The 12795-nt window shown below is 72.9% G+C and carries 11 protein-coding genes; 5 read left to right on the top strand and 6 right to left on the bottom strand.

Annotated elements, in window-relative coordinates; translation table 11 throughout:
* The first annotated feature begins 12 nt into the window (after window positions 1–12).
* Window positions 13–711, top strand: coding sequence for a copper homeostasis protein CutC (locus CRP49_RS15675; protein WP_097253915.1), 699 nt, complete (start codon window positions 13–15; stop codon window positions 709–711).
* Between the two features lie 3 nt (window positions 712–714).
* Here the strand turns inward: CRP49_RS15675 and CRP49_RS15680 are convergent, their stop codons facing one another.
* Together CRP49_RS15680 and CRP49_RS15685 are read right to left on the bottom strand one after the other, a co-directional pair.
* Complete coding sequence (locus CRP49_RS15680) at window positions 715–1482, bottom strand: hypothetical protein (protein ID WP_257033411.1); 768 nt, start codon at window positions 1480–1482, stop codon at window positions 715–717.
* A 43-nt stretch (window positions 1483–1525) separates the two neighbouring features.
* On the bottom strand, window positions 1526–3592 hold the full coding sequence (locus CRP49_RS15685) for a UvrD-helicase domain-containing protein (protein WP_097253916.1): 2067 nt from the start codon (window positions 3590–3592) through the stop codon (window positions 1526–1528).
* 302 nt (window positions 3593–3894) lie between these two features.
* Between CRP49_RS15685 and CRP49_RS15690 the strand changes: the two genes are divergently transcribed.
* Genes CRP49_RS15690 through CRP49_RS15700 form a run of 3 tightly spaced genes read left to right on the top strand, consistent with a single transcriptional unit; the run spans window position 3895 to window position 5594 of the window.
* Window positions 3895–4077: a hypothetical protein gene (locus CRP49_RS15690; protein ID WP_094217152.1), complete on the top strand. Its 183-nt coding sequence runs from the start codon at window positions 3895–3897 to the stop codon at window positions 4075–4077.
* A gap of 18 nt (window positions 4078–4095) precedes the next feature.
* Window positions 4096–5301 carry a glycosyltransferase 87 family protein gene (locus tag CRP49_RS15695; RefSeq protein ID WP_373560351.1) on the top strand — a complete coding sequence of 402 codons (1206 nt, stop codon included), beginning with the start codon at window positions 4096–4098 and terminating at the stop codon, window positions 5299–5301.
* Window positions 5298–5594: a hypothetical protein gene (locus tag CRP49_RS15700; protein WP_097253918.1), complete on the top strand. Its 297-nt coding sequence runs from the start codon at window positions 5298–5300 to the stop codon at window positions 5592–5594. Before CRP49_RS15695 ends, CRP49_RS15700 begins: the two co-directional genes overlap by 4 nt.
* A gap of 53 nt (window positions 5595–5647) precedes the next feature.
* Here the strand turns inward: CRP49_RS15700 and CRP49_RS15705 are convergent, their stop codons facing one another.
* Window positions 5648–7291 carry a DNA repair helicase XPB gene (locus CRP49_RS15705; protein WP_097253919.1) on the bottom strand — a complete coding sequence of 548 codons (1644 nt, stop codon included), beginning with the start codon at window positions 7289–7291 and terminating at the stop codon, window positions 5648–5650.
* Between the two features lie 148 nt (window positions 7292–7439).
* Between CRP49_RS15705 and CRP49_RS15710 the strand changes: the two genes are divergently transcribed.
* Entirely contained in the window at window positions 7440–7979 is a 540-nt protein-coding gene (locus tag CRP49_RS15710) for a hypothetical protein (RefSeq protein WP_097253920.1), read from the top strand.
* Window positions 7980–8006: 27 nt separating this feature from the next.
* Here CRP49_RS15710 and CRP49_RS15715 read toward each other — a convergent pair whose 3' ends face one another.
* The 3 genes from CRP49_RS15715 to CRP49_RS15725 all read right to left on the bottom strand — a co-directional run bounded on the left by CRP49_RS15715 (window position 8007) and on the right by CRP49_RS15725 (window position 12774).
* Entirely contained in the window at window positions 8007–10544 is a 2538-nt protein-coding gene (locus CRP49_RS15715; RefSeq protein ID WP_097253921.1) for a helicase C-terminal domain-containing protein, read from the bottom strand.
* 78 nt (window positions 10545–10622) lie between these two features.
* Complete coding sequence (locus CRP49_RS15720; RefSeq protein ID WP_179851633.1) at window positions 10623–11072, bottom strand: carboxypeptidase-like regulatory domain-containing protein; 450 nt, start codon at window positions 11070–11072, stop codon at window positions 10623–10625.
* A gap of 97 nt (window positions 11073–11169) precedes the next feature.
* Window positions 11170–12774, bottom strand: coding sequence for a hypothetical protein (locus tag CRP49_RS15725; RefSeq protein ID WP_143669988.1), 1605 nt, complete (start codon window positions 12772–12774; stop codon window positions 11170–11172).
* Window positions 12775–12795: the final 21 nt, after the last annotated feature.

Consider the following 12795-nt stretch of genomic DNA (forward strand, 5'->3'; position numbering starts at 1 on the left):
GAATGGGGTGCCATGAGCAAGCGTGCAGTCCTGGAGGTGATCGCCCTCGACGTCGAGGACGCGGTCGCCGCCCAGGCCGGAGGCGCGGACCGTCTGGAGCTGGTCACCGAGATGGCGGCCGACGGGCTCACCCCGTCGGCGGCCACGGTCGCCGGGATCCGGGCAGCCGTCGACATCGACCTGCGCGTGATGCTGCGGCTGACGGACGGGTTCGCGGCGGGAGACCCCGAGGGCCTGGTCCGGTCGGCGGGCGAGCTGCGGGCGGCCGGCGCCGACCAGTTCGTGCTCGGGTTCCTGGAGGCGGACGGCTCGGTGGACCTGGCCGCGGTGGAGCGGGTGGTGGCCGCGCTGGACGGCTGCCGCTGGACCTTCCACCGGGCCATCGACCGCGCCGCCGACCGCGACGCCCTGCGCAAGCAGCTCGCCGACCTGCCCGGCCTGGACACCTACCTCACCGCCGGCTCCGCCTCCGGCGTCGACGAGGGCCTGCCGACCCTGGTCGCCGAGGCGCGCCGACGGGGCGAGCCCGGCTACGACCAGACGATCCTCGTCGGCGGCGGCCTGCGCCTGGACCACGTCCCGGCCCTCCGGCACGCCGGCATCGACGCCTTCCACATCGGCGGCGCGGCCCGGCCGCAGGGCTGGGAGGGGCCTGTCTCGGTGGACGCGGTCGCGCAGTGGCGGGCGGTGCTGGACGGCGAGGCCGCCTAGCCGTCACTTCAGGGAGCGCAGGCAGAACGACGTCGCGCCGTCCTCGCTGTACTCCAGGCCTGCCCGATGGTCCTCGGGGAGACACACGCTGGTGCTCGGATCGGAGACCCGGAACTGGGCGTCGGAGGAGCCGCAGGGCACCGTCCTGAGGTCCTGGTCGATCCAGTCGCCGTCGTTGCGGACACACGACCCGACCGTCAGGGTCGGGTGGTCACTCCCGCTCGACTCGGCCACCAGACCGATGACCAAGAGGATCTGAACGGCGAGCAGCAGCAGGCCGAGCACGCCCAGCGGGATGAGGGCCAGCACACCGGCCGGCCGCCGGAACACCGGCTTGCCCGGGTCCAACGGTGGCCGCCACCCGGCCGTGACCGGTGCCGGGATCCGCTTGATGCCGGACAGGGCGCTGACGTTGGCCAGCAGGGTGAAGGGGGTGACGAAGACCGAGATCGGACCCCACCAGCCCAGCACCATGGTGTCCGCCTGCATGTCCCGGAAGACGGCCAGCGCGCAGGTGCGGCAGAACATCCCCTGCCGCCGCAGGAACCGCATGATCACCAGCATGCCCTGATGGCCGCGGACCGTCACCGGCGCGGCGGGCGACGCCCCGCACACCTCGCACCCGGCCGGCGGCCCGCCCATCGGCATCGCGCCGGCGTACTGCTGCGGCCATCCGGGAGCGGACGGATACGGCCCGGGAGCCTGCTGGTACGGCTGTTGGTACGACTGCTGGTACGGCTGTCGGTGCGGGGGATGCGGCGGGTAGCTCAACGCAGGCCTTTTCCAAAGGATATGACGGGGACGGCGCAGCACCCTACTCGGCGAGTTGTGACGGCAGTGGCGCCGCGTGCGTCACGATCAGGCCCGACACCGCTCGGGTCAGGGCCACGTACAGCCGCCGCAGGCCCGTGCGCTCGTCCGGCTCGCCGTCCACCACCGCCTGGGGCTCGTCCAGGACCACGTAGTCGTACTCCAGACCCTTGGCGAGGGAGGCCGGGACCAGGGTCAGGCGGGTCTCGCGGGTGGTCTCCTCGCCCGGGGCCAGGTAGGTGATCCCGGCCGCGGTCAGGGCCTCGGCGAGTGCCGGGACGCGGGCGTCGGCCGCGATCAGACCGGTCGAGCCCTCGTTGCGCAGCAACTCCTCGCAGGCGGCGACCACTTCGGCCGTCTCCGTGCTCGTACGAAGGTCGAAGAAGCCGGGGTTCTCACGGACCGAGGCGACCGGGGTGAGGCCGGGTGCGATGTGGGGGAGGAGGCGGGAGGCGTAGGTGATGACGTCCGTGGGGACGCGGAAGCCCGCCGTCAGCTCCTCGATGACGCCCTCCCGCTTGCCGAGGTGGGCCAGCGCCTCGTCCCAACTCCGGGTCGCCCAGGGTGTCGTGCCCTGCGCCAGGTCGCCGAGGACGGTCGCGCTGCCGGTGGTGCAGCGGCGGCCGACGGCCCGGTACTGCATGGGGGACAGGTCCTGTGCCTCGTCGAGGACCACGTGCCCGAGCGAGTGCGTGCGCTGCGTCAGGTCGGCCGCCTCGTCGATCAGCACCGCGTCCGCCGCCGACCACTTCGCCGACTTCACGCTGCGCACGGGCTTCGCCCACAGGATCGTCTTCTGCTCGTCCTCGTTCAGGATCCCCTCGGCGTGCTCGGCGAGGAAGCCGGCGTCCGTCAGCAGGCGCAGCACGAGCTTCGCCGGGTCCACGGCCGGCCAGGCCTCCTTCACGGCCGCCTTCACCGCGCTGTTGCGGGCGACCGCGTCCTGCACCCGGTCGTCCGGCGCCTCCCCGGCCCGCTCCATCTGCACCAGCACCGCGTGCGCGATCCGCTGCGGCAGGGCCTCGCGGGCGGCGCCGTACCGGATGTCCCGCTCCAGCAACTCGCGGACAAGGTCCTCCAGTTCGTACGCCGGAACCCGCCAGCGCCGCGAGCCGCGTACGACGACGACCGGCTCGGTGGGCATGCTCACGTGGGAGTACAGGGCCCGGCGCAGCACCTCGGCCATCCGGGCGTCGCCCTTGACGACGGCGGCGGCCGCCTCGTCCGTGCCGCGCACCTCGACGTGGGCGACCAGGTCGTCCACGGTCGCCTGCTGCACGCTCAGCTCGCCGAGCGCGGGGAGGACCTGCTCGATGTAGTGCAGGAAGGACTTGTTCGGCCCGATGACGAGCGTGCCGGTGCGGGCGAGCCGCTCCCGGTGGGCGTAGAGGAGGTAGGCGACGCGGTGCAGGCCGACGGCGGTCTTTCCGGTGCCGGGGCCGCCCTGCACGCACACGGTCCCGCCAAGGCCGCTGCGGACGATCTCGTCCTGCTCGGGCTGGATGGTCGCCACGATGTCCCGCATCGGGCCGACGCGGGGCCGCTCGATCTCCTGCTGGAGCAGCTTGCTGGTGGCGGCCGCCTCGGCGGGGTCGGACAGGTGCTCGTCCTCGTACGCGGTCAGGTCGCCGCCGGTGTAGCCGAAGCGGCGGCGCAGCCCGATGTCCATCGGGTCCTTCTTGGAGGCGCGGTAGAACGGCTGCGAGACCGGGGCGCGCCAGTCGATGACCATGGGGTCGCCGTCGGCGTCGTGCACATGCCGTCGCCCGATGTAGAACCTCTCGCCCTCGGCCCCTTCCGCCCGGTCGGCGCCCGGGGTGTGCAGGTAGTCGAGCCGCCCGAAGAAGAGGGGGGTGTCGCTGAGGTCGGCGAGCGCCTTGATGCGCTCGTCGATCTGGTGGGCGAGCACCTCGGCGTTGACCCAGTTCGCGGTGACGTCGCGGATGTCCAGCGCCTCGACGTCCTCGCGCATGGCGCGCAGCGCGGACCGGGACGAGGCGAGGTGGGTGCGCTCCCGGGCGAGCGGGTCGTCGAGGGGCGCGTCGAGCGGTTCGTGGGCGGGCGTGGACAAGGGGGTGCCTCCGGATCTGCTCTGGGCGTGGCTGGGAGCCTCGTGGCATGACTGGGGGCCGCCCGGTTTCCGTCCGGGCGGCGGCACTCCGTGGGGAGGCGGGCAAGAGCGGAGATTGTAGGTGGGGTGGCCAGGAGGAGGCCAATGAATTTCCTCGCGGGTCCTCCGGAGGTGGCGACCCCTAGGGGACGGGGCCCGCCCGGCGTAGGGGTGGGGGTCCACCCGGAGAGCTACGCGGAGGCCTCCGGGATTGGCTCTGGAGACCGATGCGCGAGGGGGGTCCGAAGTTCCACCATGGAGACATGAGCGCAGCAACCATCCATCCAGCCTCTGTCCGCCCCCCGTCCGGCGCCACGGCCGTGGACGGCCCGCATCACCACCCCCTGGGCAACGCCCTGCGCGCCGTCAAGGTGTTCGTGGAGGCCGCGTTCAGCGTCGTGATCCTCGGCGAGTACGGCGAGGAAGCGGGCATACACCGTAAGTAGCGGCATAGGGTCACCTCCGTGCCGAAACGGACGGTGGCGTCCCGCCCTGCCCTGTTGTCCCCCGCCCTGCTGTCCCTGCTCCTCCTCGCGGTCTCCCTCTGCTCCTTCACCGCCCTGTGCGTCCTGCAGCGGGCCCCGATGGCCGATTTGCTGGTCTACCGGGCCGAGGGCGCTGCCGCGTCCCACGGCGGCGACCTGTACGGCTTCACGGTCACCGAGTGGCGGCTCCCGGCGACCTACCCACCCTTCGCGGCGATCCTCTTCGTCCCGGCCACCTGGCTCCCCGTCCCGGCGCTGAAGGCGGCCTTCCTGGCGGGCAACGCGCTCCTGCTCGCCGGCCTGGTCACCCTCTCGGCCCGCCTGGCGGCCCGCCCCCTGCCCCTGCCCCTCCTCTGCGCGTGCACGGCCCTCGCCCTCTGGCTGGAGCCGGTCTTCCAGACGCTCCTGTTCGGGCAGATCAACCTCGCCGTGACCTGCCTGGCCCTGTGGGACCTGACCCGGCCGCCGGGCGCCCGCGCCAAGGGCCTGGCCCTCGGCCTGGCGACCGGGATCAAGCTCACCCCGGCGGTGTTCGTGGTCTACGTGTTCCTGCGCGGACGCAAACGGGAGGCGGCCACGGCGACGGCCGGCTTCGCCGGCACGGTCCTGCTCGGCGCCCTGCTGCTGCCGTCCGCGAGCACCGACTACTGGACCCGCCGCCTGTACGAGACCGGCCGGGTGGGCAAGGCGTGGATCGTGGACAACCAGTCCCTGCGAGGGCTGGTGGCGCGGGTCCTCGGCGACTCCGCGCCGGGCCTTGCCTGGGTACTTCCGGCGGCGTTGGCGGCCGTGGTGGGCCTGTCGTTGGCCGCCCGCGCCCGCCGGGAGGGCCACGGGGTCCTGCTCGCCGCGTTCACGGCCCTGCTGGTCTGCCCGATCAGCTGGACCCACCACTGGGTGTGGTGCGTCCCGCTGCTGGCCGTGCTGCTGGCGGAGGGCCGTACCCGTACGGCGGCACTGGTGGCCCTCGTCTTCACCGCCCGCACCATGTGGCTGGTGCCGCACGAGGGCGACCTGGACCTGGAACTCCCGTGGTGGCAGCAGCCGTTGGCGGCCGCTTACCCCCTCCTGGCGCTGGGGTTGATCGGCTCGTATGACAGCATGATCAGCTGTCAGATCGATTCGACCGAGCAAACGGGGAAACTGGCATGCCTTTCTCGACGCTTCCGTTCCGAAAGGCGGTGAGCGGTCTGACCGCCGCCACCGCGCTCGCCCTCGGAGCCACCCTCATGGCCGCGCCCAGCGCATCGGCCGTCGGCTCCTCCGCGTGCACCGAGAACATCAAGGACGCGACCTTGCCGGTGGTCCAGTGGGACCACGCCGACATGTACACCAGCCCCAGCTTCAAGTCCAAGGTGAAGAAGTCCGTGTTCGCGGGCAACAAGGTGCGTGTGTACTGCACCGCCAAGCACGGCAGCTGGTACTACGGCAAGTTCGGCAAGACCAAGGGCTGGATGGAGGAGCACGCCTTCTTCTAGGCCGTACTCCCCCTTCGGGACCGCGTGTCCCGAGTCCCTGGGCCGGCCTTCGCCTAGCCCCCCGCCAGGATCTCGTCCGCGTCGACGATCCGGTACGCGTACCCCTGCTCCGCCAGGAAGCGCTGGCGGTGGGCGGCGAAGTCCTGGTCGATGGTGTCGCGGGCGACGACCGAGTAGAAGTGGGCCTGGTGGCCGTCGGCCTTGGGGCGCAGGACCCGGCCGAGGCGCTGGGCCTCCTCCTGCCGGGAGCCGAAGGTGCCGGACACCTGGACGGCGACCGTGGCCTCCGGCAGGTCGATGGAGAAGTTGGCGACCTTCGACACCACGAGCACGCTGATCTCGCCCTCACGGAACGCGTCGAAGAGCTTCTCGCGCTGCGCGTTGGACGTCTCGCCCTTGATCACCGGGGCGTTCAGATGCTCGCCCAGCTCGTCCAGCTGGTCGATGTACTGGCCGATGACGAGGATCTGCTGCCCGGCGAACCGGCGGACGATCGCCTCCGTGACCTTCCGCTTGGTCTCGGTGGTGGCGCAGAAGCGGTACTTCTCCTCGGTCTCGGCGGTGGCGTACGCGAGCCGCTCGGAGTCGGTCAGGTTCACCCGGACCTCGACGCAGTCGGCGGGCGCGATGTAGCCCTGCGCCTCGATCTCCTTCCAGGGAGCGTCGAACCGCTTCGGCCCGATGAGCGAGAAGACGTCGGACTCGCGGCCGTCCTCGCGCACGAGGGTCGCGGTCAGACCGAGGCGGCGGCGGGCCTGCAGGTCGGCGGTGAACTTGAAGACGGGGGCCGGCAGCAGGTGCACCTCGTCGTAGACGATCAGACCCCAGTCGCGGGAGTCGAAGAGTTCGAGGTGGGGGTAGACGCCCTTCCGCTTGGTCGTCAGCACCTGGTAGGTGGCGATGGTGACCGGGCGGATCTCCTTCCTCGTCCCGCTGTACTCGCCGATCTCGTCCTCGGTCAGCGAGGTCCGCTTCACCAGCTCGTGCTTCCACTGCCGGGCCGAGACGGTGTTGGTGACGAGGATCAGGGTGGTGGACTTCGCCTGGGCCATCGCCCCGGCGCCGACCAGCGTCTTTCCGGCGCCACAGGGGAGCACGACCACGCCGCTCCCGCCGTGCCAGAAGTTCTCCACGGCCTGCTTCTGGTACGGCCTGAGCGCCCAGCCGTCCTCCAGCAGCTCGATGGGGTGCGCCTCGCCGTCCACGTACCCGGCGAGGTCCTCGGCCGGCCAGCCCAGCTTCAGCAGCGTCTGCTTGATCTGCCCGCGCTCGGAGGGGTGCACGATCACGGTGTCCGGGTCGATCCGCGGCCCGACCAGCGGGGCGATCCGCTTGGACTTCAGCACCTCCTCCAGCACCGGCCGGTCGGTGGTGGTGAGGACGAGTCCGTGCGCGGGGTGCTTGCTGAGGGTGAGCCGCCCGTACCGGTCCATCGTGTCGGCGATGTCCACGAGCAGCGCGTGCGGCACCGGGTAGCGGCTGTACTGCACCAGCGCGTCCACGACCTGCTCGGCGTCGTGCCCCGCGGCCCGCGCGTTCCACAGGCCGAGCGGCGTGACCCGGTAGGTGTGGATGTGCTCCGGGGCCCGCTCCAGCTCGGCGAAGGGCGCGATGGCACGCCGGCAGTCGTCGGCCCGCTCGTGGTCGACTTCCAGGAGCAGGGTCTTGTCCGACTGGACGATCAGCGGTCCGTTCACCGAGGTACTTCCCTTCCGCACGGCCAAACGTCCAGTGTGCCCTACCGGCGGATGATCAGGGCGGGGCCGCTGCAACCATGTGCCCCCGACCCGGGTCTTGAAGCGCGGGAGCGGCGCGGGGGCGCGGTCAGGGGAGGAGCGCGGGGCGATGTCGGTACGCAGGTGGGGGATCGGCCTGGGAGCCACGGCGGTGCTGGTGGCGGCCGGGGCGTGGGTGGTGTGGCCGGCGGGCGTCGATCAGCACCTGTGGAGCGAGGTGCGGCCGGTGATCGAGGCCCGGCTGGTGGCGGACTCGAAGGGCGGTGGGTACGGGGAGACACAGCCCGCTCTCCGGGCGCAGTGGTTCTGCGGGGCCAGGGTGCGGGACCTCGACGAGAAGGACGGCGTCGTACGGGCCGGCGTGACCACGTTGTGCATGGAGTACGGGGTACGGAAGGGCGCTCTGATGGAGTGCTCCGGCGCCGACGTCCCGCAGGTGGTGCGGCTGCGGCGGGACGCGGACGGCGGCTATCGCGTGGTGTCGCGGGAGGAGGCGCCGGACGGCGAGGGGAACGCGAACTGGGTGGCGGACCACTTCAGTTTCTTCGCCGAGCCCGGCCCCGCGGACTCGGTTGCGGCCGGCGACCTGGAGGCCGCCGCCCGCAAGCACTTCGGCCTGCCCGCGGACGCTCCCGTCAAGGACTGCTGACCGGGCCCGCCCCAGCCGGGACAGGACCTACTCCTCCGCCAGCTCCGCGACCCCCGTGACCCGGTGCAGCGGATACGTCCGCACCTCGTCGGCCGTGTGGTCGTACGCCGTCACGAAACCGCCCTCGACACGGATCGGGGCGATGACGCGCTGGCTGGCGGTGCCCTCGGCGTTGACGTAGCCGATCCACAGGGACTCGCCGGTCAGGACGGCGGCCTGCATGGTGGCCAGGGTCTCGGCGGAGCTGGTGCGGGGCAGCTCACCGCCCGCGAGGGCGCTGCCCGAGGGCTTGCGCGGGGCGGTGGCGGCCAGGTCGCCCGCCCGGATCGCGCGGATCGCGGCCGACAGCAGCGTGGTGTCGGGCGGCGGCGGTCCGTCCGGCACCGGCTCGGGCGCGGTGCGCGGCGGGGTGCGGTGGGCGTCGGCGCGGGTGATCAGGACGTCGCCCTCGGCGGACTCGGCGGCGGGCGCGAAGCCCATCGCGCGCAGGCCCTCCAGCAGTGTGGCCGGGTCCGTCGGGGCGGCCAGGACGGTCGGGGCCAGGCGGCGCAGGCGCAGGGCGGCGGCCCGCTTGTCGGCGAGGATCTCGTTCAGCAGGGCGTCGTCGTCGCAGCGGACGTACGCCGAGGCCGCGCCCACCCGCAGATGGCCGTGCTTGCGTGCCACGTCGTCGATCAGATAGGCGAGCGGCTGCGGGACCGGCGTACGGGAGTGCGCGGTGAGGAAGGCGTGCAGGTCGGCGGCGGCCCGGCCGGCGTCCAGGGCGCGGCGGACCGAGGCCGGGGTGAAGCGGTAGACGGTCGCCCCGCCCTTGGACTCGACGTCCGCGAGGACCCCGAGCATGTCGGCGAGCGGACGCCGGAGCGGGCCGGGGGCCACCGCCGTGAGGTCCGCCTGGAGCAGGACGTGGTCCAGGGGTTCGGGCAGCAGGGGCGCGAGGAGCCGGGCCGCGGCGGCGGTGGCGACGGCCTGCTCGGTGGTGGAGAGGGGTTCGTGGAGGGCGGCCGGGCGGTGGTGGACGGGGAGCTTGTCGCCGGGCCCGGAGGGTTCCGGGGCGGCGGCCGGAGCGGCCGCGGGTGCGCCGAGCAGCGCCCGCCCCTGCGCCGACAGCGCCCCGCGCCCGGTGACGCCGAGCAGCTCCGCCTCCGAGAGGGTCCAGCGGGCGAGCCGGGAGCGCAGGTCGTCGGCACCGTCGCCGTCGCGCTGCGGACCGCGCAGCGGCCGTTCCCAGCGCAGCCGGGCCAGCACCGACTCGGCGGTGGGGGCGGCGCCGTGCGGGAGCCCGGCCAGCAGGGTCAGCACCCGGTGCCGTACCTCGGGGGCGGCGGACCGGTCGAGTCCCGGCCCCAGCGCGGACAACGTACGGTCCTTCGCGTCCCGGCCGCCGACCACCCCCGGTGTCCGGGTGGCCGCCAGCCAGGCCTCGGCGAGCCGGGCCCAGCGTTCGGCGGGGGGCCGCTCCAGCCACTCGTCGTAGGCGGGGGTGGCCGCGTACCGCTCGTCGGCCTCGCCGTCGGAGGCGAGCAGACCGGCCGCGTACGCCAGCTCGACCCAGAAGGCGGCGACCGGCTCGGGCACGTCGAGGGCGACGGCGGTCCGCTTCAGGTCCCGCACGCTCAGCCCGCCGGCCCGCAGCACGGCCGGGCCGCCCTCGTCCCAGTCCTTCAGCAGCTCCTCGACGGTGGTCAGCGCGGTGTACGCCTGCCCGGCCGCGGTGGCGTCCACGATCTGCGGAGCGTGCGCCGCGGCCGGCTCGACGGCGGGCGGCAGCGGCTCGGGTGCCCGGTGCGCGCGGCCCTCGCGCAGGTGCAGGGCGACCTCGCGGGGCAGGACGACCGTGCCGGGCGCGGTGGGCAGCAGCAGGCCGCGGTCCAGCAGCCAGCGCAGATGGGCGGCCGGCTCGGCGGTGACCTGCCCGTACGGCGGCCCCCACACCAGCCGGGACAGCACCTCGCGGGCCGCCTCCGGGGCCTTCGCGAGCAGCGCGGCCATCGCCTTCCGGTCGGTGAACAGGGCGGTGAGCGCGGCCGCGGCGGAGACCGAGTCGTGCGTCGAGGCCAGCCCGGCGGCGCCGACGATCTCCTGGATCCGCCCCGGGGACATGCCCGCGGTGGCCTCCTGCACGCTCGGGCCGAGACCGGTCGGGGAGGGGTGCTGCGCGGACGGCGCCAGCAGCTCCCGCGCGGTCCGCACCAGCCGCAGCCGTTCGTCGTCGCCCCACACCAGGGCCTGTTCGCGCAGGGTGGCCACCGCGCGCGGCAGCGCGGCGGCGACGGTCTCGTCCCTGGCGTCCCCCGCCATCAGACCGAGCAGGGTGTCGTACGACGCCGGTTCCGGGGCCACGGCCAGGGCCTCCGCGGTCTGCAGCGCGAACCGGTCGAGGCGCTCCAGCGCCCGCAGGACCGAGGCGCGGGTGCCGGCGCGGGTGGCGAGCTGGGTGAGGTCGGTGGGGACGGGGGTGATGAGGTCGGGTCGGCTGCGCAGCAGCGCGGCCAGCGAGGCGTCGTCCCTCGCGCGGAGCGCTTCCGCCAGGGACCGGGGGGCTGAGGGGGCCTCGGGGCTCATCCGGCCAACGGTAGCCGACAGGGCAGCCGCCGGGGCGGGCACAGCGGTGTCGTACGGCGTCGTACCGGCCCGCCGGAGTCAGCGCAGGCCGGTGTCGCACCTGATGGTGATCTCCGTGTACGCGTCGGGGCGGACGGTGACGTCGACCGGGGCGCAGTACCCGGTACCGGAGGCCCGGGCCGCCCGTACCTCGTACGTACCGGCCCGCAGCGGCACCCGGAACCGGCCGTCCGGACCGGTGCGCACGCTCGCCACCTCGGTGTCCGAGGCCCGGTCCCGCACCCGCACGGTCGCCTCGGCGGGCTTGCTGCCGCAGTCCCGGCTCCCGGGAGCGCCTTCCACGGGGCAGGTCGGCCAGAGGACGACGACGCCCTTCACCCCGGACCGGGCGTCCGCCGAGGCGCTGCCCGGCCCGTTCGGGACCGCTCCGGAGCACGCGGCGAGCGCCACCGGCACGGCCAGCGCCACGACCGCGAGAAGCAGACCGCCGGGCGGCCGCCGGGCGGAGCGGCGGCGATGCGGGAGCACGGTTCCACTGTAGGCAGACAGCGGGAAGGGCGGAGGGGGTGGCACGGTGGCCACCCCCTCCGCCCTGGGGTGTGTCAGTGGTGTCCGGTCCTGCCTGCTAGCTGCAGAAGCCGAGCCTGCCGATGCGCGAGCCCCACGAGGTGGTGCTGATCTGGCGCTCGTTCACGACGTAGGCACGGTTGCCGACGGCGCAGGTGTTGGTCGCGGACGGGTTGATGGTGACGGCGGAGTAGTCACCCCAGCGCTCGACGGGGTCGCCCGTCGGGTCGTAGAACGTCGAGGCCGTGGAGTGGGTGTTGCCGCCGATGACGTTGGGCGAGTCGGTGGCGAGGCGGCCGCCGCTCTTGACCCGCACCTGGTGGGTGGGGCTGTTCACCTGGGTCGAGGACCAGGTGAAGAACATCCGGCCGATCGGGTTGCTAATGGTGCCGCCCACGGGGGAGCCGGCCACCGACGCGTTGAAGTCGTCCGAGTTGCTGGCCTCGAACACGGCACCGGCACCGGTCAGCGCGTTGGTGTCGGTGTTGATCTGGTACCACACCGGGGTCGGGAGCCCGCCGGAAGAGATGGTGTGGATGTTGAGCAGTTGGTTGCCGATCTGCGTGCTGTTGTTCGAGAACCGGGAGTCCGAAGAGTCCAGCAGGCTGCTCGTACCGGGCTGGCGGGCGGCCGGCGGCACGGTGTAGGAGGTCACCGGCACGTCGGCCTGGAATGAGATGGCTTCGTTGCTCCGGCCCAGGCCGGTGGCCTTGAACAGGCTCAGATGGTCGCTCGTGGGGGCGGCCGCCACCAGGAAGGAGTTCGCGTTGTTGTCGTCCACGACGGGAGGTGCGACCGTGCCCGGCGTGCCCAGGTCGAAGTACAGGAAGCTGGTGCCGATGCCGTTGTACAGGTCGGCCTTGGCCAGGCCGAAGGCGCGGGTGCGGACGTAGTTGTTCGAGGAGTCGAAGATGTTCGCCGTGACGATCACGGCGTCCTGGTCGAGCCCCAGCTGCGGGAAGTCGTAGAAGTCACCGGGGTTCTCCGGCGGGTCGAACGTGGAGATGAGGAACGGCTTGGTGGCGTCCGAGCTGGTGGACACCGCGTAGAACACCTTCTGGACCGTGCTGTTCTCCGGGAACGCCTCGGCCGAGATGACCCAGCGGTTCCACTTCTTGTCGTAGAGGACGCGCGGGTCGAAGATGTCCTCGGCGCTGTAGCCGAAGAAGCTCGCGAACGACACGTTCTTCAGCAGGCTGCCGTCCGACTTGTTGAACACGCCGAAGCCGGCGCCGTTCACGGTCTCCACGTACTGGCCCTTGCCGACGGCGCCGGTCGTGTCCGGCGGCCGGAGGCAGCAGGGCTGGCTGAGCCCCTCGAAGCTGCCCTGGGAGGGCTGCTTCGCCATCCTGGCGCTGTTCCCGCCGTGCATGTTCGGCCGGTTCTTCGCGCCGTGCTTCGTGGCGTCGGCCTTCAGCTCGGCGAGCTTCTGGCGGGAAATGGTGGGCAGGGGAGCTTGGCTCTTCTGAACCTTCGGCTTGGCGTGCCCGGTCGGGTTGACCAACCTCGGTTTGGACAGGTGAACCCTTTGGGTCGCCTTGACCGGGTTCCCTTCAGCCTTGGGCTGAGCCGCCGCCCCGGCCCCCTGGGCCAGGCCCAGGCTCAGCGCGAGCGCGGCCAGCATCGCTGGTACGACGCGGCGCGCTCTCCGTCTGGTCGTCAAGACAGACTTCCTCTCTTCGCT

This window comes from Streptomyces sp. Ag109_G2-15 (genome assembly GCF_900215565.1).
Lineage (GTDB): Bacteria > Actinomycetota > Actinomycetes > Streptomycetales > Streptomycetaceae > Streptomyces > Streptomyces diastatochromogenes.

Bases quoted from the DNA above. Each gene is read 5' to 3' on its own strand.
- CRP49_RS15675 (WP_097253915.1), top strand. From the start codon at position 13: ATGAGCAAGCGTGCAGTCCTGGAGGTGATCGCCCTCGACGTCGAGGAC.
- CRP49_RS15690 (WP_094217152.1), top strand. From the start codon at position 3,895: ATGAGCGCAGCAACCATCCATCCAGCCTCTGTCCGCCCCCCGTCCGGC.
- CRP49_RS15710 (WP_097253920.1), top strand. From the start codon at position 7,440: ATGTCGGTACGCAGGTGGGGGATCGGCCTGGGAGCCACGGCGGTGCTG.
- CRP49_RS15715 (WP_097253921.1), bottom strand. From the start codon at position 10,544: ATGAGCCCCGAGGCCCCCTCAGCCCCCCGGTCCCTGGCGGAAGCGCTC.